Source organism: Sphingopyxis sp. P8 (assembly GCF_020622175.1).
Lineage (GTDB): Bacteria > Pseudomonadota > Alphaproteobacteria > Sphingomonadales > Sphingomonadaceae > Sphingopyxis > Sphingopyxis jiangsuensis.
On sequence record NZ_JACNMK010000001.1, the window covers coordinates 612,428 to 636,798 of the forward strand.

The 24,371-nt window shown below is 64.1% G+C and carries 22 protein-coding genes, 2 tRNA genes and 2 pseudogenes; 11 read left to right on the forward strand and 15 right to left on the reverse strand.

Features of this window, described 5'->3' with window-relative positions; all coding sequences use genetic code 11:
- The first annotated feature begins 78 nt into the window (after positions 1-78).
- A complete protein-coding gene (locus tag H7692_RS03025; RefSeq protein ID WP_201925810.1) occupies positions 79-882 on the forward strand; it encodes an enoyl-CoA hydratase-related protein in 804 nt (267 codons plus the stop codon).
- A gap of 89 nt (positions 883-971) precedes the next feature.
- On the opposite strand, the gene H7692_RS03030 is transcribed toward H7692_RS03025, so the two are convergent.
- The 3 genes from H7692_RS03030 to H7692_RS03040 form a co-directional block, all read right to left on the reverse strand.
- Complete coding sequence (locus H7692_RS03030) at positions 972-1,571, reverse strand: HD domain-containing protein (RefSeq protein WP_201925812.1); 600 nt, start codon at positions 1,569-1,571, stop codon at positions 972-974.
- A 65-nt stretch (positions 1,572-1,636) separates the two neighbouring features.
- A complete protein-coding gene (locus tag H7692_RS03035; protein WP_227339760.1) occupies positions 1,637-2,341 on the reverse strand; it encodes a hypothetical protein in 705 nt (234 codons plus the stop codon).
- 1 nt (position 2,342) lies between these two features.
- Complete coding sequence (locus H7692_RS03040; RefSeq protein WP_201925814.1) at positions 2,343-2,906, reverse strand: hypothetical protein; 564 nt, start codon at positions 2,904-2,906, stop codon at positions 2,343-2,345.
- A gap of 150 nt (positions 2,907-3,056) precedes the next feature.
- Here H7692_RS03040 and H7692_RS03045 point away from each other — a divergent pair, with 150 nt between their 5' ends.
- Positions 3,057-3,506, forward strand: a complete 450-nt coding sequence (locus H7692_RS03045; protein ID WP_201925817.1) for an RrF2 family transcriptional regulator — start codon at positions 3,057-3,059, stop codon at positions 3,504-3,506.
- 164 nt (positions 3,507-3,670) lie between these two features.
- Here H7692_RS03045 and H7692_RS03050 read toward each other — a convergent pair.
- Both H7692_RS03050 and H7692_RS03055 read right to left on the reverse strand, forming a co-directional pair.
- Positions 3,671-3,746 (reverse strand) — tRNA-Ala (locus H7692_RS03050).
- Positions 3,747-3,879: 133 nt separating this feature from the next.
- Positions 3,880-4,203, reverse strand: coding sequence for an FYDLN acid domain-containing protein (locus tag H7692_RS03055; RefSeq protein WP_201925819.1), 324 nt, complete (start codon positions 4,201-4,203; stop codon positions 3,880-3,882).
- Positions 4,204-4,328: 125 nt separating this feature from the next.
- Here H7692_RS03055 and aroA point away from each other — a divergent pair, with 125 nt between their 5' ends.
- The 3 genes from aroA to H7692_RS03070 are packed head-to-tail and all read left to right on the forward strand — an operon-like array spanning position 4,329 to position 6,549.
- On the forward strand, positions 4,329-5,657 hold the full coding sequence (gene aroA / locus H7692_RS03060; protein WP_222135993.1) for a 3-phosphoshikimate 1-carboxyvinyltransferase: 1,329 nt from the start codon (positions 4,329-4,331) through the stop codon (positions 5,655-5,657).
- On the forward strand, positions 5,654-5,923 hold the full coding sequence (locus tag H7692_RS03065) for a CBU_0592 family membrane protein (RefSeq protein WP_201925824.1): 270 nt from the start codon (positions 5,654-5,656) through the stop codon (positions 5,921-5,923). The genes aroA and H7692_RS03065 overlap by 4 nt, the downstream gene beginning before the upstream one ends.
- On the forward strand, positions 5,920-6,549 hold the full coding sequence (locus tag H7692_RS03070) for a (d)CMP kinase (RefSeq protein WP_222135992.1): 630 nt from the start codon (positions 5,920-5,922) through the stop codon (positions 6,547-6,549). The genes H7692_RS03065 and H7692_RS03070 overlap by 4 nt, the downstream gene beginning before the upstream one ends.
- On the opposite strand, the gene H7692_RS03075 is transcribed toward H7692_RS03070, so the two are convergent.
- Positions 6,533-7,786, reverse strand: a complete 1,254-nt coding sequence (locus H7692_RS03075; protein ID WP_227339761.1) for an adenylate/guanylate cyclase domain-containing protein — start codon at positions 7,784-7,786, stop codon at positions 6,533-6,535. The two genes, H7692_RS03070 and H7692_RS03075, sit on opposite strands and share 17 nt — an antisense overlap.
- A gap of 355 nt (positions 7,787-8,141) precedes the next feature.
- On the opposite strand from H7692_RS03075, the gene rpsA reads away from it, so the two are divergent.
- Positions 8,142-9,854, forward strand: a complete 1,713-nt coding sequence (gene rpsA / locus H7692_RS03080) for a 30S ribosomal protein S1 (RefSeq protein ID WP_201925830.1) — start codon at positions 8,142-8,144, stop codon at positions 9,852-9,854.
- A 203-nt stretch (positions 9,855-10,057) separates the two neighbouring features.
- Positions 10,058-10,336 (forward strand): integration host factor subunit beta, encoded by a 279-nt coding sequence (locus tag H7692_RS03085; RefSeq protein WP_201925832.1) that lies wholly within the window; start codon positions 10,058-10,060, stop codon positions 10,334-10,336.
- A 33-nt stretch (positions 10,337-10,369) separates the two neighbouring features.
- Here the strand turns inward: H7692_RS03085 and H7692_RS03090 are convergent, their stop codons facing one another.
- Both H7692_RS03090 and H7692_RS03095 read right to left on the reverse strand, forming a co-directional pair.
- Positions 10,370-11,137, reverse strand: coding sequence for an ABC transporter permease (locus H7692_RS03090; protein WP_201925834.1), 768 nt, complete (start codon positions 11,135-11,137; stop codon positions 10,370-10,372).
- Entirely contained in the window at positions 11,134-12,081 is a 948-nt protein-coding gene (locus tag H7692_RS03095; RefSeq protein ID WP_201925836.1) for an ABC transporter ATP-binding protein, read from the reverse strand. The genes H7692_RS03090 and H7692_RS03095 overlap by 4 nt, the downstream gene beginning before the upstream one ends.
- An 89-nt stretch (positions 12,082-12,170) precedes the next feature.
- On the opposite strand from H7692_RS03095, the gene H7692_RS03100 reads away from it, so the two are divergent.
- From H7692_RS03100 to H7692_RS03110, 3 genes are all read left to right on the forward strand, one after another.
- Positions 12,171-12,257: transfer RNA gene (locus H7692_RS03100), tRNA-Leu, on the forward strand.
- Positions 12,258-12,307: 50 nt separating this feature from the next.
- Positions 12,308-13,852: an ABC transporter substrate-binding protein gene (locus H7692_RS03105; RefSeq protein WP_227339762.1), complete on the forward strand. Its 1,545-nt coding sequence runs from the start codon at positions 12,308-12,310 to the stop codon at positions 13,850-13,852.
- A gap of 56 nt (positions 13,853-13,908) precedes the next feature.
- The gene (locus H7692_RS03110) at positions 13,909-14,346 is read left to right on the forward strand and encodes a DUF4112 domain-containing protein (protein ID WP_222135989.1); all 438 of its coding nucleotides are present in this window, start codon (positions 13,909-13,911) and stop codon (positions 14,344-14,346) included.
- Between the two features lie 22 nt (positions 14,347-14,368).
- Here the strand turns inward: H7692_RS03110 and H7692_RS03115 are convergent, their stop codons facing one another.
- Both H7692_RS03115 and H7692_RS03120 read right to left on the reverse strand, forming a co-directional pair.
- Positions 14,369-14,569, reverse strand: a complete 201-nt coding sequence (locus H7692_RS03115) for a hypothetical protein (protein ID WP_201925840.1) — start codon at positions 14,567-14,569, stop codon at positions 14,369-14,371.
- 151 nt (positions 14,570-14,720) lie between these two features.
- The gene (locus H7692_RS03120) at positions 14,721-15,947 is read right to left on the reverse strand and encodes an alpha/beta fold hydrolase (protein WP_201925842.1); all 1,227 of its coding nucleotides are present in this window, start codon (positions 15,945-15,947) and stop codon (positions 14,721-14,723) included.
- 495 nt (positions 15,948-16,442) lie between these two features.
- On the opposite strand from H7692_RS03120, the pseudogene H7692_RS03125 reads away from it, so the two are divergent.
- A pseudogene (locus H7692_RS03125) lies at positions 16,443-17,077 on the forward strand (IS3 family transposase); the annotation flags it as partial.
- 54 nt (positions 17,078-17,131) lie between these two features.
- Here H7692_RS03125 and H7692_RS03130 read toward each other — a convergent pair.
- The 5 genes and pseudogenes from H7692_RS03130 to H7692_RS03150 form a co-directional block, all read right to left on the reverse strand.
- Positions 17,132-17,278, reverse strand: a pseudogene (locus H7692_RS03130) (glucose/galactose MFS transporter); the annotation flags it as partial.
- An 84-nt stretch (positions 17,279-17,362) separates the two neighbouring features.
- Entirely contained in the window at positions 17,363-19,411 is a 2,049-nt protein-coding gene (locus tag H7692_RS03135) for a glycoside hydrolase family 97 protein (protein WP_227339763.1), read from the reverse strand.
- On the reverse strand, positions 19,408-21,051 hold the full coding sequence (locus H7692_RS03140) for an alpha-glucosidase (RefSeq protein WP_222135987.1): 1,644 nt from the start codon (positions 21,049-21,051) through the stop codon (positions 19,408-19,410). The genes H7692_RS03135 and H7692_RS03140 overlap by 4 nt, the downstream gene beginning before the upstream one ends.
- 11 nt (positions 21,052-21,062) lie before the next feature.
- A complete protein-coding gene (locus H7692_RS03145; protein WP_222135986.1) occupies positions 21,063-22,865 on the reverse strand; it encodes an alpha-amylase family glycosyl hydrolase in 1,803 nt (600 codons plus the stop codon).
- Positions 22,862-24,370, reverse strand: coding sequence for a tryptophan halogenase family protein (locus H7692_RS03150; protein WP_222135985.1), 1,509 nt, complete (start codon positions 24,368-24,370; stop codon positions 22,862-22,864). Before H7692_RS03150 ends, H7692_RS03145 begins: the two co-directional genes overlap by 4 nt.
- Between the last annotated feature and the right edge of the window lies 1 nt (position 24,371).

Consider the following 24,371-nt stretch of genomic DNA (forward strand, 5'->3'; position numbering starts at 1 on the left):
CCCTTGCGCATCGGTCCCAAATGCGGCAAAAGTTTACGTGAACGTAAAGGTAAAGCGCCTGCGAGAGGATTCTTCCCCATGACTGACGTCCCCAGCTTCGATACGATCAAGCTCAGTATCGCCGACAATGTCGCGACGATCACGCTCAACCGGCCCGACCGGCTCAATTCGATGCCGCCCGCGATGGCCGACGACATCCGCGCGGCGCTCGACCATCTACCGGGGCTCGGCGCGCGCGCGTTGCTGATTACCGGCGAAGGACGCGGATTCTGTTCGGGCGCAGACCTCGGCGGCGACCGCAGCGCGTCGGCGGTCGGCGGCGGCGCGAACAGCCGCAAGGCATTGCGCAACCATTACAATCCGATGCTGCTCGCGCTCGCCAATCTCGACATTCCGGTCGTCACCGCAGTGAACGGCCCGGCGGCAGGCGTGGGGTGCAGCTTTGCGCTGTCGGGCGATTTCACCCTCGCGGGCAAATCGGCCTATTTCCTTCAGGCATTCGTCAACATCGGGCTGGTGCCCGACGGGGGTTCGTCGTGGCTCTTACCGCGCCTGATCGGCGTACCGCGCGCGCTGCAGATGATGATGCTCGGCGAAAAAATCGGCGCCGAGCAGGCGGCCGACTGGGGCCTTGTTTACAAGGTGGTCGAAGATAATGCGCTGATGGACGAAGCGACCGCGCTCGCGCAGCGCCTCGCCGCGGGACCAACGGTCGCGCTCGGCACGATGCGCAAGATTTTGCGCGCGGGCCTCTCGCAAGGCTTTGCGGAAACGCTCGACGCCGAGGCAATGGGGCAGTTCGTCGCGGGCAACAGCGCCGACGCGGTCGAAGGCGTGATGGCGTTCGTCGAGAAGCGCGAGGCCGCGTTCAAAGGGGCCTGACGCCCCCGTCTTCCGTCATCCCGGCGAAGGCCGGGATCTCGCCGGTGAGACCCCGGCCTTCGCTAGGGTGACGAACAGATGGCGAGGGCCTACTCCGCCGCCTCGGCCATCACCTTCTTGTAAATGCTCGTCTTGGGCGCCGAGCAGAGGCGCTTCACCATCGGCTCGAAGAATTCGAGGGGCAGCGAGTCATAATCGGGGTCGAACGCCGGCGCGTCATATTTTTCGCAGAATTCGGCGCAGGCGTCATAATAGGGATGGTCCTTGAACTGGTCGCGCATGTCGCGGTCGAGGCCCAGATAGTGGAAGAAATAATGGCCCTGGAAGATGCCGTGATGCTGGACGATCCACAGATTTTCCTCTGACAGAAAGGGCTTGAGGATCGCAGCCGCGACGTCGGGGTGATTGAACGCCCCCAGCGTATCGCCGATGTCGTGGAGAAGCGCCATCACGACATATTCCTCGTCACGCCCATCGCGGTGCGCGCGCGTCGCGGTCTGCAGGCAATGTTCGAGCCGGTCGACCGGGAATCCGCCATAATCGCCGCCGAGCAGCTTCAAATGTTCGATGATCCGCGCGCCATTATTCGGCGCAAACGCCTTTTGCTCGCGCGCGATGATGTTCCAGTCTTCCTGCGTGCCGTCGATCATCGATCGGAACGTGGCGTGCTCGTGCGTCATATCGGTCATGGCCGGCTCTCCCTATATGGCGCCAGTCTATGCCTTTGGTTGCCTTTTGCAACCTGCCCCGACGCCTATTCGACCGCGTAGGTCACGCCATATTTCAGCGCCTCGTCGAGCGTCAGGCACCGCCGCGTCGATTTGTCCTCGGCATTGGCGACCGCCTGTTGGCGGTACATCACCTCGGTCAGCAGTTTGCGCGATATGCCCATGCGGATCAGGAAATCATTGTCCTCGCTCGCGAGCAATGCCGAATCCTGTTCGATGTCGCCGATCAGTTCGCGCGTCGCGTCGGTGCCCATCGCGACGCTCATGTCGATCGTCGAGCGGTCGCCGGTGCGGGTGAACATATGCACCATGAAATGGCCGCCGGGGTCGATCATGCGCGGCTGACCGCCCATGAAGACGAAATTGCACGCGCTGAAACAGGCCCAGCCGCTCGGGATGCGCGTCGCGAGACCGAAATTCGAGCGGATGACCCGTCCCGCCGCATTACCGGCGCGCGCATCGCCACCCGGCGAGCGCAGCCAGATTTCGCTGACATCGGGATTAGCCTTGAGCGCTGCCGCCAGCCGGTCGGGCAACCCCGGATCGACGCGACCTTCCGCCAGCATGACCTTGGCCCCGCCGCGCTCGACGACCGACAACTGCATCACGCTGTTCGCCGACCAATTGGGATTGAGCGGACAGGTCGGATTGTCGGGGTCCATGCGCTCGGTCGCCCCAAGCGCAAGGAGCGCGGCGGCGGCGATCGTCAGCCGCGCGATTTTATGCGGCAATTTATGCGGCAAGGACATAGCGCGACTCGCCCCGTCCCTTGCACATACGTTTGGTGACGCGCGTTTCCTCGCCCTCGACGATGATGAAGTCGTTGACGGTCATGCATTTGCGACCACCGCGCTCGTCATTGATTGCGGCGATCGTCGAAGACCCGCTGACATTTTCGCGCGTTTCGCTCGTCCAGTTTGCCGTCGCGCCGACCTCTTCGCCGCGCGTGACCTCTTCGGTCGCTGCCGCTGCCTGGACCTGCTCGCCCGGATCCAGACGGCAAGCAATCGCGTTCGTCAGCGTGCCGCTGACCTCCGCGATCGGGACAAAGCCGTACACACCGACCTTTTGCGCCGCCTTGCCGACGGCATGATCCATCACGCCGCCGATGATCATGCGGCCCGTTCCATCGCCCTTTTTGCCGGCGGGACATCCGCCATTGTCCTTTTCGGTGGGCGTCGGCGCCGGAGTCGGGGTTGTTATTTTCCGCAGCAATCCGCCAAACTGGGCCTGCGCCGGAACTGCCACCAGCATGCAGCTTGCCAGAACTGCGGGACCAGCCAGAAATTTACGCATGAATTATCCACCTTCGTCGCGCCCGAAATGGGCTTTCCCGCCCCCCATGGCCGCGCTCCATGCCATTCGCTGTGACCTACATCAACATCGCAGATATAATCTCATCCTGACAGGTTGAATTAAACGAAAATTTGGCTCACTACGCCGCCCATGCTCTCGCAGAAGACCCGCTATACGATCCGCGCCTTCCAGCATCTTGCCGATCATTGGGGCAAGGGACAGGTGCAGTTGGCGGACATTGCCGACGCGCAGAATATACCGCCGAAATTTCTGACCGTCATCCTGTCCGAAATGGCACGCGAAGGCCTGCTTATTTCGCAGCGCGGCCGCGACGGCGGCTATCAGCTCGCGCTGCCTCCCGTCGACATCAGCTATGGCGACCTCGTCCGGCTGACGCGCGGGTCGCTCGCGCTCGTTCCCTGCGCGAGTCGCAATGCACATGAACATTGCAAGAATTGCCTGCCCGAGGCCGAATGCCGGATGCGAAGCCTGATGCTGAAGGTGCGCGACGACACGGCGGCCGTCCTTGACCGCATCACCCTCGCCGACCCGATCCGCATGGAGCCGCTGTTCGATGAAAAGGAAGAGGCGGTGCTTTAAACGGGCGCCGTATCAAGCCCGCTATGGCGATTGATCGCGGCAGGATTGGCTGAAAAGAAAAGGCCCGGCATGGCTGGGCCTTCTTGAAAATGGTGGAGCCTGGCGGGATCGAACCGCTGACCTCTAATATGCCATGAGGGGCGCCCGTTCGCGCCGAGGAGAAATGGTGGAGCCTAGCGGGATCGAACCGCTGACCTCTACAATGCCATTGTAGCGCTCTCCCAGCTGAGCTAAGGCCCCGTGCCATTTCTGCGGGTCGCCCTGGGTGGTGCGACCGGGACGCCGCCTTTACCAGCGCCGGCGTCCGATGCAAGGGGCCAAATGCATCGCTGCGATGCTTTTTTGGCCCCCGATATTCAAAAACCCGATTTCGTCAGCTTTCGTCGTCGTCATCGTCAGCCTTGGTGACGCCCAGATCGTCGTCCCCGCCAAGGTCGACGTCATTGTCGGGCGAATCGCTGTCCTCGTCAACATCGACGTCCAGATCCAGATCGTCGTCGGCCGACTCTTCCTTGACGACCTTGCCGGGCTTCTCGGCTTCCTCGAACGGCATCGGCTGCTTCGATTTCAGTACCGATTCCGGGATCCAGCTATAGCCGCAATTGATGCAGCTGACCGGGTCATCCTTGGTCAGATCATAGAATCGGGTGGCGCATTTCGGGCAGCTACGCTTGGTGCCCCATTCAGCCTTTATCATATAAGCCTCATAACCTTTTGGAAACCGGATAGGAATCTCGGGAAGTAGGCGACGCCTGAATAGCTATCCGCCAAATCGGCGTGCGCCTTGCCAGATTGTCGGGCCGCTGTCAAAAGCCGCACGCCATGACCGATCAAACCGCCACGCCCCGCAGCTTTTCCGCTTCCGTTGCCTTGAAAGGCAAGATCGCCATTCCGGGGGACAAAAGCATCTCGCATCGCGCGCTGATGCTGTCGGCGCTTGCGGTGGGGACGAGCCGCGTCACGGGATTGCTCGAAGGCCATGATGTACTCGCCACCGCGGCCGCGATGCGGGCGATGGGCGCGACGATCGAGCGGCGCGACAGCGGCGAATGGGTGATCGACGGCGTCGGCGTCGGCGGACTGCTCCAGCCGCGCGAAGCGCTCGACATGGGCAACAGCGGCACGTCGACGCGGCTGCTGATGGGTGTCGTCGCGAGCCATCCGATCACCGCGACCTTTGTCGGCGACGCGAGCCTTTCGGGCCGCCCGATGGGACGCGTCATCGACCCGCTCTCGCAAATGGGCGCCGATATCAGCGCTTCGCCGGGAGGCCGCCTGCCGCTGATGGTGCGCGGCCTCGCCCCGGCCGTCCCCCTCTCCTACCGTCTGCCGATGGCTTCGGCGCAGGTGAAGAGCGCAGTGCTGCTCGCGGGGCTCAACACCCCGGGCATCACCGAGGTGATCGAACCGGTGCCGACGCGCGACCATAGCGAACGGATGCTCAGGGGATTCGGTGCCGAACTCAGCGTCGATACCGACGCTGACGGCACGCGCCATATCCGCATCACTGGCGAAGCCGAGCTGAAGCCCCAGACGATCGCCGTGCCGGGCGACCCCTCGTCGGCAGCCTTCTTCATCGTCGCGGCGCTGATCGTACCCGGTTCCGACGTCACCATCGCCAATGTCGGGCTCAACCCTACGCGCGCGGGCCTTGTCGATGTCCTTCGCGCAATGGGCGGCGACATTGAGGAACTGGACCGCCGCGAAGTCGGCGGCGAGCCCGTCGCCGACCTACGTGTCCGTCACAGCGCCTTGAAGGGCACAGAGGTCGATCCGGCTGTCGCGCCGAGCATGATCGACGAGTTTCCGGTCCTGTTCGTCGCCGCCGCGCTCGCGGAAGGCCGCACGACGACGACCGGGCTCGACGAGCTGCGCGTCAAGGAAAGCGACCGGCTGGCGGTGATGGCGGCCGGCCTTGAGGCGATCGGCGTGCGCGTGACCGAAAACGAGGACGGGCTGGTCATCGAGGGCAGCGGCGGCGATCCGCTCCCCGGCGACGCGACCATTGCGGGCCATCTGGATCATCGCATCTGCATGAGCTTTGCCGTCGCGGGGCTGGCGAGCAAGGCGCCCGTAACGGTCGACGACATCGCGCCCGTGGCGACGAGCTTCCCGAATTTCGAGGCGCTGCTTGCAGGGTTGCAGGCATGATCGACTGGATCCCCGGACGCGCCGCGGATGTCATCGGCTTGATCGGCACCGCATGCGTCCTCGCCGCATTCGCCTATATCAACAGCGCAAAAGTGCCGAACGGCGTGCTGTTCAACGCGGTCAACCTGATTGGCGCGCTGTTGCTGATGATATCGCTGCTCGTCCATTTCAATCTCGCCTCTTTCCTGCTCGAAATTGCCTGGGCGAGCATCGCCATCTGGGGATTGGCAAAGGCGCTCCGCCGCGGGCGCGAGGATGCGGCATGATTATCGCGGTCGATGGCCCGACCGCGTCGGGAAAAGGAACTATCGCCCGGCGGCTGGGTGAATATTTCGGCCTGCCCGTGCTCGATACGGGCCTTCTCTATCGGGCGGTCGGTTACCAGACGCAGCTCAACCATGGTGACGCCGACAACGCCGCCGACGCGCTTGCTGCCTGCGATTTCCCCGACGACCTGCTCGACGATCCGGCGCTGCGCTTCGAAAGCACCGGAAGTCTTGCGAGCCGCGTGTCGATCCACCCCGCAGTGCGCGCAGCACTGTTTCAGCGCCAGGTCGATTTCGCCAACCAGCCAGGCGGTGCCATACTCGACGGGCGCGACATAGGGACCGTCATCGCGCCGCACGCCGATGCCAAGCTGTTCGTGACCGCGAGCGCCGAGGAGCGCGCCCGCCGGCGCCAGGCCGAGATGCTCGGTCGCGGCGTCGATGTCGGGTACGAGGTCGTGCTGGCCGACATTCACGCCCGCGACACGCGTGACACCGGCCGCGCCGACGCCCCGCTGCTGCGGGCGAACGATGCGATGCTGCTCGATACGAGCGCGATGGACATTACGGCTGCGGTCGCGGCGGCGATCGCATTTGTCGAGGAACGGGTCAGGCGACCCAGTTGATGTCGGGCAGCGCCGGTGCGTGCGGCACCGAGTGATAGACGCAGGTTTCGCCGACGCCCTTGAGCAATTCACTATGCGGCGGACCGAAGGCGGCGCGGCCTTTCGCGCGCAGCCATGTGCTTTCGGAAATCGCGATACCGTTGACCGGCGCGCAGCCTTCAAGGCGTGCCGCCATGTTGACCGTCTCGCCCCAATAATCATAGGCCATGCGCGTGGCCCCGATAACGCCGCCGACGACGGGCCCGCTGTGGATGCCGACGCGCAAGCCGACTTCGGTGCCCGCAACCGGCTGCAGCGCCGCAACCCCGGCAAGCACATCCTGCGCAAAGGCGATGGCGACGTCGGCGCTGTTGCCGACGCTTTGGTTCCCGCCCGCGATGGCGAGATAGGCATCGCCGATGGTCTTTACCTTTTCGACGCCATGCTTTGCCGCACAGCGGTCGGCATGGTTGAAAAAGGCGTTGAGCAACTCGACGAGATGGCCGGGCGACACACGCTGCGCGAGCTTGGTGAAGCCGACCATGTCGATGAAGATCACGCTGGCGTCGGCATAGCTGTCGGCGACCATCCGCCCGTCGCGAATCCGTTCGACAGCGGCAGGCGGGAGCATGTTGAACACGAGTTCCTCGCTCTTCGCGCGCTCGACCTCGAGTTCTTCCGATAGGGCGAAGGCGGCGCGGCTCGACCGGTCGATGGCGAAATTGATCGCGATCATGACCAGAGCGCCGCTGACATAGCTGAGGATTGCGTACCAAAGGCCGGCGTCATGATCCTGGATCGCCATGACCGTCGCGAGGAAAACGACGCATTCGAGCGCGAGCCACAAGAGGAATAGGCGCGGTCGGCCTGCCAGCGCGACCGCCGCAAACGCCGTGATCGCCAGCCGGTTGATCGCGCCCACCGCGTGGAGGTCGTCGTCAAGTTCGATCAGTTCGGCGAGCAGGACGATGTTGACGAGCCCGACAAGCAGCGAAATGCCAAGCAGGGCCGCAAAATCGAGCGCCGGTTGTTTGATATAGCCGCTCCAGAAGGTCACTGCGACATAGGCGCCCGCGAGAAGCAGCACCGACCCGAGCAGAATTGCCAGAAAGGCAGCGTCATGGGCGTGCAGGAACAGCGGATTGGCAATCGAATAGGCGAGCGCGACGAGCATGAAGAGCACGCCATAGATACGCACGAACGGCAGGCGCAGCGTCCGCGACGCCGCCTGATAGCGCTCCTCGACACTCCGGTCCATGAAACCGCCGCTTATCGTCGCCTGCATCCGCCCCTCTCGATCAATTCAGAACTGATAGCCGATAAGCCTTACCGCCGCGTTTATCGGCAATTCGCCTTGCCGAAAGGGGGACGATCCACTATAGGCCGCCCGTCCGACGGGCCTGAACGCCGGTCGAGGCACGGTCAAACCGCCGCTCCGACACGAGCGTCGGGCGTGATGGGGCTCACCCATCGCGCCCATTTTGCTTTGCCCGTATCTCGGCCCACAGGTTCGAAGGATGTCCCGACCCGCATCCGGCGGCCGGGACGGATCGGCCACAAGACCAGCGGAACCAACCGCTTGGCCGGAACAAATGAAGTAAGGAATACTATTTATGGCCTCTACGGCTTTTCCGACGCGCGACGATTTCGCCGCGATGCTCGATGAATCGCTGGGCGGCGCCGACGGCGGCTTTGAAGGCCGTGTCGTCAAGGGCACCGTGACCGGCATCGAAAATGACCTGGCAGTTATCGACATCGGCCTGAAAAGCGAAGGCCGCGTGCCGCTTCGCGAATTCGCCATGCCGGGCCAGAAGGCCGACCTGAAGGTCGGCGATGAAGTCGAGGTCTATGTCGACCGCGTCGAAAACGCCAATGGCGAAACGATGCTCTCGCGCGACCGCGCCCGCCGCGAAGCCGCGTGGGACCGCCTCGAAGAAGAATTCAACAAGGAAGCCCGCGTCGAAGGTGTCATCTTCGGCCGCGTCAAGGGCGGCTTCACCGTCGACCTCGGCGGCGCCGTGGCCTTCCTTCCGGGCAGCCAGGTCGATATCCGCCCGGTGCGCGACGTCGGCCCGCTGATGGACCTGCCGCAGCCCTTCCAGATCCTGAAGATGGACCGTCGCCGTGGCAATATCGTCGTGTCGCGCCGCGCGATCCTCGAGGAAACGCGCGCCGAACAGCGTTCGGGCCTGATCCAGAACCTCGAAGAGGGCCAGATCATCGAAGGCGCGGTCAAGAACATCACCGATTATGGTGCGTTCGTCGACCTCGGCGGCATCGACGGCCTGCTCCATGTCACCGACATGAGCTACAAGCGCGTCAACCACCCGAGCGAAGTCATCAACATCGGTGACACGGTCAAGGTGCAGATCATCCGCATCAATCGTGACACGCAGCGCATCAGCCTCGGCATGAAGCAGCTCGAAAGCGATCCGTGGGAAGGCGTCGCCGCCAAATATCCGATCGGCGCGAAGCTGTCGGGTACGGTCACGAACATCACCGATTACGGTGCGTTCGTCGAACTTGAGCCCGGCATCGAAGGCCTGGTCCACGTCAGCGAAATGTCGTGGGTCAAGAAGAACGTCCACCCCGGCAAGATCGTCTCGACGAGCCAGGAAGTCGACGTCATCGTTCTCGAAGTCGACAGCGACAAGCGTCGTATCTCGCTTGGCCTCAAGCAGGCTCAGTCGAACCCGTGGGGCGCTTTTGCCGAAGCGCATCCGGTCGGCTCGGTCGTCGATGGCGAAGTCAAGAATGCGACCGAATTTGGTCTGTTCGTCGGCCTTCCGGGCGACGTCGACGGCATGGTTCACATGTCGGACATCGCGTGGGGCATTTCGGGCGAAGAAGCGCTGCACCTCCACCGCAAGGGCGAGGCCGTGCAGGTCGTCGTTCTCGACGTCGATGTCGAAAAGGAACGCATCAGCCTCGGCATCAAGCAGCTTGAAAAGGGTGCTCCCGCCGTTGGCGGCGGTACCGCTGCCGCGGGTTCGTTGAAGAAGAACGACGTCGTTACGGTCTCGGTTCTCGAAGTCCGCGACAACGGCCTCGAAGTCCAGGCTGGCGACGATGGCGCGACCGGCTTCATCAAGCGCGCCGACCTCGGCCGCGACCGCGACGAACAGCGCCCCGACCGTTATCAGGTCGGCCAGAAGTTCGACGCAATGGTCGTCGGTTTCGACCGTTCGAAAAAGCCGAACTTCTCGGTCAAGGCGATGCAGATCGCCGAAGAGAAGCAGGCTGTCGCCCAATATGGTTCGTCGGATTCGGGCGCCTCGCTCGGCGACATCCTCGGCGAAGCCTTGAAGGCCGGCAAGAAGGATTAATTCCTCTTTCCGCGCTTGCGCGAAAGAAAAGGCCCGCAGAGTGTCCCTCTGCGGGCCTTTTTCTTTCAGTGATATATTTTGACCAAACAGTGATTCATGATAGGCTCCGTGCCGCGTCAGGAGGGGGCCTCACGCAATTCGCACCGGCAACGACCGGGTGATCTGCGTCCTGCGGGATGCGCGTGATACAATAGGGGAAGCCAATGATCCGGTCGGAATTGGTCCAAAAGATCGCTAGTGAAAACAGTGATTTGCGACATGATGAGGTCGAGCGCATTGTCGACGCCTTCTTCGATTCCATCGTCGATCAGCTTGCCGAGGGCGGCCGCGTCGAACTCCGCGGCTTCGGCGCCTTTTCGACGCGCAGCCGCGACTCGCGCACCGGGCGCAATCCGCGCACCGGCGCTCCCGTCGCGGTAAAGGCGAAAAATGTGCCCTATTTCAAACCCGGCAAGGAAATGCGCGAGCGGCTCAACGACTGAGGATAGCCTTGGTTGAGTGCCGCGCAGCCCGGCTCAATTCTTGAGCCGGTAGCCTGTCCGGAACATCCAGAACACGATTGCCAGGCATATCGCCAGGAACAGCGTGACCGCGCCCATGCTGACGCCGATGCCGACATCGCCCGCGCCGAAGAATGTCCAGCGGAAGCCGCTGATCAGATAGACGACGGGGTTGAACAGCGTCACCGTCTGCCACGCCTTCGGTAGCATATCGAGCGAGTAGAAGGCGCCGCCAAGGAAGGTGAGCGGATAGACAACCAGCATCGGAATCACCTGCAACTGCTCGAAACTCTGCGCCCAGATACCGATGATGAAGCCGAACAGGCAAAAGGTCACCGCCATCAGCACCATGAAGGCGACCATGAACAGCGGGTGTGCCACCTGGACATCGACGAAGAGATGTGCGGTTGCAAAGATGATCGATCCGATGATGACCGATTTGGTCGCCGCCGCGCCGACATAGGCGATAAGAAGCTCGATCGGCGACATTGGCGCCGACAGCATCTCGTAAATCGTGCCCGTCCATTTGGGCATATAGATGCCGAAGCTCGCGTTGCTGATGCTTTCGGTGAACATCGTCAGCATCATGAGGCCGGGCACGATGAACAGGCCATAGGGGACGGCGCTCACTTCGCTCATCCGGCTGCCGATCGCCGAGCCAAAGACGATGAAATAGAGCGTCGTCGTGATGACGGGCAGCATCAGGCTGGTCCAGAAGGTCCGGCCAAAGCGCGCCATTTCGAACATATAGATGGAGCGGATGCCCCGCAGGTTCGCGATCATGCCGCCTTCTCCGCTTCATCTGCAGAGCTGTGGACGAGCCCCACGAAAATATCCTCAAGCGAGCTTTGCCGCGTGTGCAGGTCCTTGAACGCAATACCGAGGTCGCTCAGCCGTCGCAGCAATGACGGAACCCCCGTCGCCTCGGCGTGGCTGTCGAATTCATAGACCAGCTCGTGTCCCTCGCCCGCCAGTTCGAGCTTCCATTGCGACAGATCTTCCGGAACGCTCTCCAGCGGCTCGGCGAGGTTGAGCGTCAGCGTCTTGCGGCCGAGCTTCTTGATCAGCGCATTCTTCTCTTCGACCAGGATCAGCCGTCCCTTGCTGATCACCCCGACGCGGTCGGCCATTTCCTCGGCCTCCTCGATATAATGGGTGGTCAGGATGATCGTTACGCCGCGCTCGCGAAGACCGCGCACCATGTTCCACATGTCGCGGCGCAGTTCGACATCGACGCCGGCGGTCGGCTCGTCGAGGAAGAGGATTTCGGGCTCGTGACTCAACGCCTTGGCGATCATCACGCGGCGCTTCATCCCGCCCGACAGCTCCATGATCTTGCTGTCGCGCTTGTCCCAGAGGGTCAGGTCCTTGAGCAGCTGTTCGATATAGGCGGGATCGCGCGGCTTGCCGAACAGACCGCGCGAAAAGTTGACCGTGGTCAGAACCGTCTCGAAGGCGTCGGTGTGGAGTTCCTGCGGCACCAGCCCGATCATCGAACGTGCGGCGCGATAGTCGCGCGCATGGTCGTGCCCCGCGACGCTCACCGTGCCGCGGCTTGGCGTCACGATGCCGCAGACGATGCTGATCAGCGTCGTCTTGCCCGCGCCGTTCGGCCCGAGCAGCGCGAAAATTTCGCCCTTGTTGATCGAAAGATCGACGTCGGAGAGCGCTGTGTGCCCGCTTTTATATGTCTTGCCGAGCCCAGCGATGGAGAGAACCGGTTGCATGGCGCACCGTCTAACCGACTGGCGCGCCATGGTGAAGGCGCAAACGTACTTGACCTCAACCGGCCCATCGTCTCTTGCCGGATGCGCGTGCGGACGTGGCGAAATCGGTAGACGCAGCAGACTTAAAATCTGCTTTCCTTCTGGAAGTCCGGGTTCAAGTCCCGGCGTCCGCACCAATATCGACCGATCCCGATGACCCCCCTTTTCGCCTTGGGGCGGCGCTCCTATGAAGAAGATGATGGCGCCCCGAAACGAAAGACAGGCAAACTCGACCCACAAACGCCGCGCGGAGTTTCGTGCCGCGCGCTTCGCCTTGGGCGCGCTGCTCATTACCCTCGGCTCCTGCTCCCTGTTCGGCGAGCGCGGCCCCGTCCGCATCGCGGCGATCGGCCCCGTCAACCCCGCCGCCAACCCGGTCAATGGCGAACTGTCGGCGGGCAATGCGGCCCTGCTTGACGCGACCTCGCAAGGACTGGTCAGCTTCGACAATCAAGGGCAGATCGAACCCGGACTCGCCGAACGCTGGACCGTCACGACCGACGGGCGCAGCTATATCTTCCGTATTCGCGAGGCGAAATGGACCGACGGCCGCAAGGTCAACGCCGAAGACGTTGCCGCGATCCTGCGCTCCTATCTCGCCGAGCGCAGCCGCCACCTGATGCGCGACGACTTTCCGGAGGTCGAGACGATCAAGGCGATGACCGACATGGTCATCGAGATTCGCCTCGCAACGCCGCAGCCTGCCATCCTCGACCTGCTCGCCCAGCCGTCGATGGCCATCGTCGGACGGCGCGGCGGTGCAGGACCGATGCGTGCAAAGCGGATCGGCCGCGCGCTGCTGCTCAGCCCCGTACCCGACCCGCTCGCCGAGGATAGCGAGGCCGCCGAAGCCGCCGCCAACGATCCGGCCGCGTCGATCGAACTGGTCGGCGCGACCGCGCCGCGCGCGCTCGCGCGCTTCCAGAACGGCTACGCCGACGGCGTGATCGGCGGGCGCTTTTCGACGCTCCCCTATTTCGTCGCATCGAACATTGGACGGTCGCGTCTCGTCGTCGATCCCGTCCCCGGTATTTTCGGCCTGACGGTGCTGCGCACCGACGGTTTTCTGGCGATCGATTCGAACCGGGCGGCGCTGTCGCGCGCGATCCGGCGCGACCGGCTCGTTCGCGCCTTCGGCCTCGCCGAATGGCAGCCACAGGTGTCGCTGCGCCCTGATCACCACCGTCGCGACGGCGGTCCGCCTCCCTATATTCCCACATGGTATGATTATGACGATGCCTCGCGCCAGGCACAGGCGCGCCGCGCCGTCGAGGCATGGCGCAGCGGCGGGCGCGAGATTGCTCCGTTGCGGATCGCGGTTCCCGATTCACCGGGGGGCCGCATATTGTTCGCTTATATTTCCGCCGATTTCGCTGCGGTCGGCGTCCCCAGCCGCCGTGTCAAGATGACCGAAACCGCCGATTTGAAGCTGCTCGACGAGGTTGCGCCCAACGACGATCCGCTTTGGGCGCTACGCCGCCTGTCGTGCCGCCGCGACACGCTGTGCAACCGCGACGCGCAGGCGCTGATCGACCTTGCCAATGCCAATGTCGACGCCGGCCAGCGCATGAGTCAGCTGGTCGAGGCCGAGATCGTTCTGGCCCGCTATTCGCCCTTCATCCCGCTCGCGACCCCGCTGCGCTGGTCGGTCGCGTCGCAGCGGCTGGCGGGGCTGCGCGCCAACGGGCGCGGACATCACCCATTGAACCTGATGCTCGCCGCCACCAACTAGGGTCCTGACCTTAAAGACCATGGTTGGCGTTTCGACCGCCTGCCGAAAGGAACCCGATGGCCCCTTCGCCCCAAGATTTCGATGCGATATTCGATGATCTGATTGCCGATCGCACCGATCCTGCGGCGCTGCGCAAACGCGTCGAATCGCTCGAGTTCGTCCTCGAACGCAGCTTTACCATTCCGGGGATCAACCGCCCCGTCGGGCTCGACGCGATCGTCGGGCTGGTCCCCGTGCTCGGCGACATCGTTACCGCCGCGATGGGCGCCTATCTGATCTGGGAAGCACGCAATCTCGGCATGCCGCAATGGAAGATCTGGCGGATGATCGGCAATCTGGGCATCGACACGGCGCTGGGTGCCATCCCACTCGCAGGCGACGCGTTCGACTTCATCTTCCGGTCGAACACGCGCAACCTGCGCATCATCAAGCGTCACCTCGACAAGCATCACCCCGGGACGATGGTCGTCGAAGGACGCGCGCGCGAGCGGTAACCGCCCGCGCACCCGTCAGGCGTCAGCCGCCGGTCGAGCCGTCGAACACCTTGACGTGCGGCCCGCCACCGGGACCCGCAGCGATAATCACCTTGTCGTCTTCTTCGCTGGCGGCTGCCTCGCGCACTTTTTGCACCGCAGGAAGCAGCAGCCCGATACCGCCCGTCACATTGTCGAGCGCGGCATCGTTCAGCGCTTCGGGCTTTTTCGTCTTCTTGGTCATCGTCATTCTCCCTCGTACGGGCCGATTCGCCGGCCGATGGACAGGATTTAGAATGGTCGTTCGCGTCGCGCTGTGCGGACGCGCACAGGACGAAGAATGTGGCGCTATCCTATCACAAAGCCTAGGCTTGGCGAAGGCCCGCCCGGTCCGGTCAGGCGAAGTGCAGCTTTCGGTACTTGCCGCGGAAATAGAGCAAGGGGTCGCGGCGCGGCTCGAAAATCGCCTTCAGCACCCGCCCGACAAGGATGAAATGATCGCCCCCGTCGTGCACAGCCTCGCGCGCGCATTCAAAGCTGCTCAGCGATCCGCTGAGCACCGGCGTCCCAAACTCGCCGACCTCCCACGGTGTCGCGGCAAAGCGATCCTCGTCCTTCCCGGCAAAGCGGTTCGACGTCGGTTGCTGCCCGATCTGGAGGACATTGACGGCAAAGCGGTCGGCGCCGCGCAAATAGGGGGCGCTGCCCGCGCCCTTGGCGATACAGACGAGCAAAAGCGGCGGGTCGAGCGATACCGAGGTAAAGCTGTTCGCGGTCAGGCCGATCGGCGTGCCGTCGGGGCACATCGCCGTCACGACGGTCACGCCGGTCGCAAAACAGCCGAGTGCGTCGCGGAACGTGCGCGCATCGCTTCCCGCCCGATATTCCGGCGATCCGCGTGGCGCACGGCGCTCGAGGAAGTCGATCAGATGTCCGTTGAGCGCGTCGATACGGTCTTCGGTGACGACGAGCGACGCGTCGGCAACCTCGACGAGTTCGCCGTCGGGAAGCTGGCCGACAAAGGCCGCCGCGTCGGCGGTCGAAACTAGTTCGCTCATCGCCCCGCGCGCATAGAGCGCCGGAAGCGCGATCCGCGGCGCCGCGCCCTGCAACCGGGCGGCGATCGAATCGGCGTCGAAAGCATCGAACAGGCGGGCATCCCACTGCGCCTGCCCCGGCGCCGGGCTGGCCGGTTCGCGCATCCGCTCGCCGACGCGGCGCATGACCTGTGCATCGAAATTGACCGGCGTGTCGATCAGCACAAGGCCCGAGGCAAGCAGCGCCGCATCGCGGTCGAGTGCTGCGACCGCGATCCATCCGCCCAATGTCGACGCAACGACCATCGGCCGCGAGCCGAGCTGCGCGAGCACCGCGCGCAAATCTTCGACCATCGTTTCGAAATCATAGCGGCCATCGTCGGGCCACTCGCTGCCGCCATGCCCGCGCAGGTCGAGCGCGATGACGCGGCGCCCCGCCTTTTCGAGCGCGTCGGCCACGCTCGACCAGACCGCACGCGTCTGCCCTGCCCCGTGAAGCAGCAGGACCGCCGGATCATCCTCGGCGCCGACGACATCGGCCTCCAGCCGGACACCCGCAAAGCCGCGATATGCGACGACGGCCATCAATCTTCCTTCCCTGCCCCGCAGTCACGAACCGCATTGGCGTAGCCGCCCGCCGAACCGGCGTCGAGACCGAAGCATCGACCGCGTTCGCAGGCTGAGCCGATTGTAGCGGCGGTGAGGTGGGATTATTGGTGGTGGGAGGAGATGCCCTCGGACCAGAGGGTGGTGGCAGGGCTTGTATCGAACCTGCACTTTAAGCATTGATATTGAATAGTTTTTATTGCGATCACCAGTTCATACCCCCACACTCACCCCCACATTTCTTACGGTCTAACGCTTGTTCGATTCATAAAAAGATAAGCTGAATCTGGTTTTTGGGCGGAGCCTTGGCTGGCCCAGGCAATGCATTTTTCGGGCACCGCGATTGAAGGCCCGACTCTCAAAAGCCGACCGCCTTAGTGGCCTGCTGCCGGTTTGGTGGGCACCAAGATAAGGTGTTTGCATCTATCGGAGGTCCAGAAGTTCAGCCGCGAGTTCAAGCTTGAGGCGGTGAGGATGGTCCGCGAACGCGGGGTGACGATCGCCCAGGCGTCGCGCGATCTGGATGTGCATGCGAACGTGCTGCGTAAATGGGTCCGGGAGCTTGCCGCCGATCCGCCGGGCCGTGCCTTTCCCGGTCACGGTCAGATGAAGCCAGAGCAGATGGAGATCGATCGCCTGCGGCGCGAGCTGGCCAAGTTGAAGGCGGAGCGCGACATCCTAAAAAAGCCGCCGCCTAGTTGGCCTACGGCCGCCTTCGGCCCCGCGAGGGACTCAAGTTCATCGCGAAGCACCGAGGGATCTGGCCGGTGGCATGGAAGTGCACGGCGCTCGGAGTTTCGCGAGGCGGCTTCCATGCCTGGCTGGTCCGCCCGTCGTCGCAGCGTGCCCGCGACGACGAGGTGATCGGTGCGAAGGTCCGTGCCAGCCATATAGGAAGCTATCGCATCTATGGTGCGCGCCGTGTCTGGCACGACCTGCTGGCCGATGGGGAATCCTGCGGCCTGCACCGGATCGAATGGCTCATGCGCGCGCAGAGTCTGCGAGCAATGCCGCGGCGGCGCAGGCTTCCCAAGGATCATGGTGAGCGTTCGGTCACCGCCGGTAACGTGCTCGATCGCCAGTTCACGGCCGATAGGCCGAACCAGAAGTGCTCCTCGCCGGGCGCTGGCCCTGGATGCTTGGTCCTGCAGCATCGTTTCCTAAAGCTTCGGAATGATCGCATCGTTGCGCGACGTGATCCCGCCGAAGATGAAAAACGGCCCCATGACGAACAGCCGCAACTCGGGTGCATCTACGTGCCTTCCCGCTCCTGCGACCCCAGCGCTAGCCGGGGCGGACGTATGGGCCATCCTGCTTCTCCAGGAATGATCTTATCGGCGATAGCGCAATGTCGCGATCACGATAGGCATGGGCAACATGATCGAGAGGAAATATTATCTGCCGGAGGTAAGGCGCATGGCTGCGCCGCCACCGGGCGCGAGCCAGAGCCTGTAGGTGTCGCCCTTTTTCACCTTGACCGCGTCATAGGCAATGTTGCGGCGCGCATCGGTCAGGTAGGTTGCACCTTCGCCGTCCTTCCACACCGTCGCGGTATAGGTCTTGCCGGGCTCGAGGAAATCGAACGACAGCGTCAGCGTGCGTTCGGTGCCGTCGTTGACGCCGCCGACATACCAGTCGGCGCTCGCGCGGTCCTTGCGCGCGAAGATCGCATAATCGCCGACCGCGCCCGCGATCAGGCGGCTTTCTGCCCAGTCGGTCGGCACCTGCTTCAAGAAAGCGAGCTCGCGCGGATGCGCTTCGAGGTTTTCGATGAAGTCGGCCGCCATCTGGATCGGCGAATAGATGGCGAGGTAAAGGCCGAGCTGCTTGGCGAGCGTCGAAGTCATCGGCACGCCCTGTGCGCCCTGCAAGCTGAACACTCCCGGCGTATAATCCATCGGTCCCGACAGCATCCGCGTGTAAACGAGCGTCGGTTCATGGTCGGGGCTGTTCGCGAACGCGCCCCAGCTGTTATATTCCATCCCCCGCGCGCCTTCGCGCGCAACCCAGTTGGGATAGGTGCGCCGCAGCCCCGTGTCCTTCACCGGCTCGTGCGGGTTGACCGCGATGCGATATTTCGCCGCCGTCTCGACGACCTTTTGATGGTGCTGCACCTGCCGCTGGCCGTCGTGCCATTCCATCACCGTCGTCCCCGGCGCCTCGCCCGGCGCGATGATCCCGCCCGCGTCGGCGACATAACCGGTCTTCACCGCCTTGACCCCAAGCTTGCCGTAAAGCTTCATCGCGTCGTCGAGCTGCGCTTCGTAGACCGCGATATTGCCGCCGGTTTCGTGATGCCCGATCAAGGTCACGCCCTTCTTGCGGGCATGGTCGGTGACGGCCTTCAGGTCGAAGTCGGGATACGCTTCGGTAAAGCTATATTTGTCGCCATGGCCGAACCAGTTGACGTTCCATCCCTTGTTCCACCCCTCGACGAGCACGCCGCCGAAACCATGTTTGGCGGCAAAGTCGATATATTGCTTGGTGCGTTCGGTCGTCGCGCCGTGGCGCGGCCCCTCGGCCCAGCTCCACGGCCCGCGGATCATGCCCCACCAGATGCCGATATATTTCATCGGCTTGACCCAGCTCACATCGCCCAGCTTGTTCGGCTCGTTGAGGTTGAGCTCGAGGTCGCTTTCGACCAGCCCCGCCGCGCTGTCGGCGATGCGGATCGTCCGCCACGGCGTCGCAAAGGGCAGGTCGCGCACGACGCGCGCGCCGCGCGACGACGGCGCGAGCGTCGCGCGGAACTTGCGCCCCTCGACGCGCTTCAGCCACATGCCCGAATAGTCGATGAGCGCGGCTTCGTGGAAGGCAAGGTGCGTGCCGTCGTCGAGGCGCATGGTGATCGGCGTGTGCGCGGTCGAAACCGCGCCGATCGGCGTTTCCTGATAGACTTGTTCGTAGCGGTTCCACTCGCCGGCCGCGATCCACCACGCCGTACCTTCGGGCGCGATGTCGAATTCGGTGATCTCGTCGGCGATCTTCGCGGTCTTCAGCCCGTCCTGTTCGGGCAGCTCGTAGCGAAAGCCGATGCCATCGTCGAACAGGCGAAAACGCACGTTCATCGCATGGCCACCCCAGCTGTCATGCTGGCGGAAGCGGACGAGCAGTTCGTTATGGTGGTCGCGAACAAAGCGCCGCTCGCCCCACGGCAGTTCCCAGCGCGTGTCGCCGCTTGCGCGCTCGATGCCCTCGATCCGGAAACCGCGCTGAAGGCCGACGTTGTCGGAAAGAAGGAAGCCGAGCTTCGAGGGCGCAACGAGCAGCTTGCCCTTTCGCGACAGCGACCAGGTGGGGCGCGCGTCACCATCGGTCGCAACGGTCAGTGCAAGACGGCCGTCGGGCGATGTCGCAGTAACCGGCGCGGGCGCCTGTTGCGCGGCAACGGGCGCCGCTGCGGCGACGAGAAAGACGAGGGGAGCGAGGCGGAACATGGTCATCCTTCCATTTTGAGCCAGAGCGCGCCGCATGGTGGCAGCGCCATGTCGTCGGCGCCGTTGAGCGTGATGAGCGGCATGGAGCGATCGGCGAGCGCGGCAATGTCGATCGTACCGCCGCCGAGGTTGAAGAGGCAGCGAATGCGCTGTTCCCCCGCGATACGGTCGAAACCAAGCAGGTCGCCTTCGGCGATCCAGTTCGCATTTCGTCCTAGGCGAAGCGCCGGGTGCCCCGCCCGCAGCGCGACGAGGCGGCGGGTGACGTTGAGCAGCGACGCGGGATCATCCTCCTGGTAGTCGACTGCCATCCCCGGATGCGCCGGGCCGAGCGGCAACCAAGGGGCGCTTTCCGAGAATCCGGCATTGGGCTCCGCTGCTGTCCAGGGCAGCGGCGTGCGCGCGCCGTCGCGCGACAGGGTGAGTGGCCAGTTCTTGCGCGCTTCGGGATCCTTGACCTGATCGAACGGAATATCGACCTGGTCGAGGCCCAGTTCCTCGCCATAATAGATGATGATATTGCCGCGCAGCGCGCAGAGGAGCGCCATCTTCATCCTTGCGAACGTTGCCGGCTCGACGCCTTCCGGCGTCCAGCGCGACAGCGCTCGCGGGGCGTCGTGATTTTCGAACGCCCAGCTCGGCCAGCCAATGCCCGGCGCCTCGGGCCAGGTCTCGGCCGCTTCGCGCACGAGCCGCGGCGTCAGCCGGTCGGCGTAAAGATAATCGAAGCCATAGGCGCTGTGGAGCCGCCGGTCGCCCGCGGTGAACAGCTTCATCTCGCGATCGGCATTATCGCCGCCGACCTCGGCGACGGTGAAGCGGCCCGCGCGCTCGTCGGTTAGCGCGCGGATGCGTTCGAGGAAGAGCGCGATGTCGGGGTGCGACTGGTTGTAGATTTTCTGCTGGAAATCGAAGGGGCGTGTGCGGACCTTGTTCGACGGCGGCGCGGGCGGATTGTCGCGCAGCTCAGGATCGTGCATCGCGAAATTGATCGCGTCGATGCGAAAGCCGTCGACGCCGCGGTCGAGCCAGAAGCGCACGACATCGAGCAGTGCGTCCTGCACATCGCGGTTGTGGACATTGAGCTGCGGCTGCGAGCTCAGGAAATTATGCATATAGTACTGGCCGCGCCGCGCGTCCCAGGTCCACGCCGGGCCGCCGAACACCGACTGCCAGTTGGTCGGCGGCGATCCGTCGGCCCGCGCGTCGGCCCAGACATACCAGTCGGCGCGGTCATTATCCCTGCTCGCGCGGCTCTCGGCGAACCAGGCGTGCTGGTCGGAGGTGTGCGCGAAAACAAGGTCGGTCGTGACCTTCAGCCCCAGCGCATGCGCGCGCGCCACCAGCGCGTCGAAATCGTCGAGCGTGCCGAAGATCGGGTCGACGCCGCAATAATCGGCAATGTCATAGCCGAAATCGTCCATCGGCGAGGGGTAGAAGGGCGACAGCCAGATCGCATCAACGCCAAGGCTGGCGATATGATCGAGCCGCGCGGTGATGCCCGCGAGATCGCCGACGCCGTCGCCGTTCGAATCGGCAAAGCTGCGCGGATAGACCTGATAGATCGCCGCGCCCTTCCACCACGGCGTGTCGGCATCCGCGACGGGTTCGGACTGGTCCTGAACGAGGGGCTGGTTGGGTGTCACGCTATGGTCGCTTATTCGCTGGCCCGGCAGATGATCGTGCCGAAGGCGGGGAGAGAAAGGCGGAGGCTGCCCGGTGCCGCGGGGCGGGCCGGACAATCGCCGTGGAGCGCGGTGAAGCCCGCGCTTTTCATATCAACGGCGATGGTCGCCGACAACGGCACCGCAGACGTATTAAAGGCCAGCACAATTTCGGGCCCCGTGTCGGGGTCGAAGCGCGAGACGGCGAGTAGGCCGGGCCTGTCGGAGAAAGCGCGCAGCTTTGTCGGCCCGCGCATCAGTGCCGGGGTGCTGCGGCGGATCGCCGCGAGCGCCGCGATATGGCGATAGAGCGGGTGCGCCGTGTCGAAATTGGCGTCGGCGGTGGTCGCGTCGGTGCCGATGAGGTCGTTGTCGTTATAGACGGCGACCTTTGAGGCGAACATGTCCTCGCGCGCAAGTTGGTCGTTGCCGTCAGAAACGAAACCCTGTTCGTCGCCATAATAGATGGTCGGCACCCCGCGCAGCGTCAGCAGCATCGCATGGCCGAGCATGACGCGCTGGAGCAGTTCGGCGTCGTCCGCCTGCGGGTTCGCCTGCTTCACGAACATCGCAAAGCGGCCCATGTCATGATTGCCAAGAAAGGTCGGCAGCTCCAGCGCGGCATCAGCGCCGCCCTTGTACAACACATCGCCGTCGAACAGGTGCGCGAACAGGTCGGTGCCCTTGGTGCCGCTCACCGCATCGATCACCGCGCGCGCAAAGCTGAAATCGAGCACCGCGGGCAGGTCCGCGCTGTGCGTATAGGCGGCAAGCGCCCCCGGATCGACGCCGTCGATATAGACCTCGCCGAAAATGTGAAAATTGGGAATCCCCCTTGCCTTCGCCCGCGCCTGCATCGCGGGGACGAAAGCGCGCCAGAATTCGGGGTTCACATGCTTGGCGGTGTCGATGCGGAAACCGTCGATGCCGAACTCGTCGATCCACCGGCCGAAGATGTCGATGAAGCCGTGCACCACGCGCGGATTTTCGGTCGCCAGATCGTCGAGCCCGGAAAAATCGCCATAGAGAGCGGACTCGCCGACCCAGTCGCTGTTGCCGCGATTATGGTAATAGATCGGGTCGTTGAGCCACGCGGGCACCTTCACCCCCTCCTCGCCCTTCGGCACCACGGGGGTGTAGGCGAAGGCGGGATCGGTGAGCTTTTCCCAATTGTCCGCGCTCGCGACGTGATCGCCCGCAAATCCGGGGTTGATCGCCGGGCCATCAAGGCCGCCGCGGCGCGAATAAGGAAAGTCGGCAAGGCTGCGGTAGCGGAAATCCGTGGCCGCGCCCTCTTTATAGGTGATGACGTCGGCGGTGTGGTTGGCGATGATGTCCATATAGACCTTCATCCCCCGCGCGTGCGCCGCGTCGACGAAGGCCTTGAACTCTTCATTGGTGCCGAAATGCGGATCGACCTGCGTGAAATCGGTCACCCAATAGCCGTGATAGCCGGCGCTCTCCTGCCCCGGCGCGCCCTGCACCGGCTTGTTCTTGAAGATCGGCGCGAACCAGATCGCGGTCGCGCCAAGCCCTTGTATATAGTCGAGCCGCTGCGTGAGTCCGGCGAGGTCGCCGCCGTGGAAAAAACCCTTCGCCGCGGGGTCGTAACCCGTCTTCAGGCGGTCGCCTTTCAGCCCGCCTCGATCGTTCGCGGGATCGCCATTTTCAAAACGGTCGGGTAGCACGAAATAGATGATCTCGTCGCTCGCCGGACGCGCGCGCAGCGCTGTCTCGTCGGCAGCGGCAGGAAGCGGCGCGAGCAACAGCGCGAGCGCGGCGAGTCGGCGCATCATGCCGCGACCCCGGCGGCCGGCCGCGTCGCGGCGAGGAAATCGTCATAGCTTTGCATTGCCGCCACCTCGCGTTCGATCATCAGCGAAATCCCCGCCATATATTTGGCGAGGTCAGCCTCGCCGATCCCATTCGCGAGCGGGTGCCAGGCGCGGGGTTCGATCCCCTGCCCGACGAGCACCTGGAGCCAGCCCGATTCGGTGAACAATTCCTCGTGCTCGCGAAAGATCAGCCCCTGCGCGCGGAACTGTTCGATCTTGGCCGCCAGCGTGTCGGGGATCGGCATCGCCGCGCGGTCCTGCCAATAGGGCGTGTCGCGCCGCTCGGTCGCCTTGAAGTGCAGGATGATGAAGTCGCGGATGCGCTCCCATTCGAAATCGCTCTGGCGGTTATATTCGGCGGCGACCGCGGGATCGGCGGCACCGGTGGGAAGCATCTTCAAGAGCCGCGAGATGCCCGACTGAACGAGGTGGATGCTCGTCGATTCGAGCGGCTCCATGAAGCCGCTCGCGAGCCCCAGCGCGACGACGTTGCGGTTCCACAGCTTGCGCCGCTTGCCGCTCAAAAAGCGCAGCCGGTTGGGCTCGGCTTGCGGTGCGCCGTCGAGATGGGCGAGCAGGATCCGCTCGGCGTCTTCGTCGGCGATATGGTGCGACGAATAGACATAGCCATTGCCGATGCGGTGCCGGAGCGGGATGCGCCATTGCCAGCCGGCGTCGCGCGCGGTGGCGCCGGTCAACGGCAGCTGCGGCGTGTCGCCGTGCGCGCACGGCACCGCGATCGCGCGGTCGTTGATCAGCCAGTGCGACCAGTCGTCATAGCCGGTTGCGAGCGCACCCTCGATCAGCAGTCCGCGGAAGCCCGAACAGTCGATGAAGAGGTCGCCATCGACCTGTCGCCCGTCGTCCAGCGTGACTCCCGCGACATTGCCGCCTTCCCCGTCCAAACGGACATCGGCGACCTTGCCCTCGATCCGCTGCGCGCGCGCAGCCTCGGCGCGGCGGCGCAGATAAGCGGCGTAAAGCCCGGCGTCGAAGTGAAAGGCATAGGGCATTTCGGCGAGGTGCGGCGACGAGCGCAGCGTGCCCCGCTGCATCCGCCGCGCGCGCGCCGCATGTTCGTTGAGCGAATAGGCGCCAAGCTCGCCAGCGACGCCCGCGGCGCGCGCGCGCAGCCAATAATGCTGAAACTCGAGGAGCCCGAGCCCGCGCCCGATCGCGCCAAAGGCGTGCATGTAACGGTGCCCGGGACGCGTCCAGTCCGAAAACTCGATGCCGAGCTTGATCGTCCCCTGCGTCGCGGTGAGAAATTCATCCTCGTCGATGCCGAGCGCCTGGTTGAACAGGCGGATCTGCGGGATCGTCGCCTCCCCCACGCCGACGGTGCCGATCGCATCCGATTCGACGAGCGCCACGGTCCAGCCGGCGGGCAGGAATCGGGTAAGGCAGGCCGCAGCCATCCAGCCCGCCGTACCGCCGCCGATGATGATGATCCGCTTGGGCTTCATC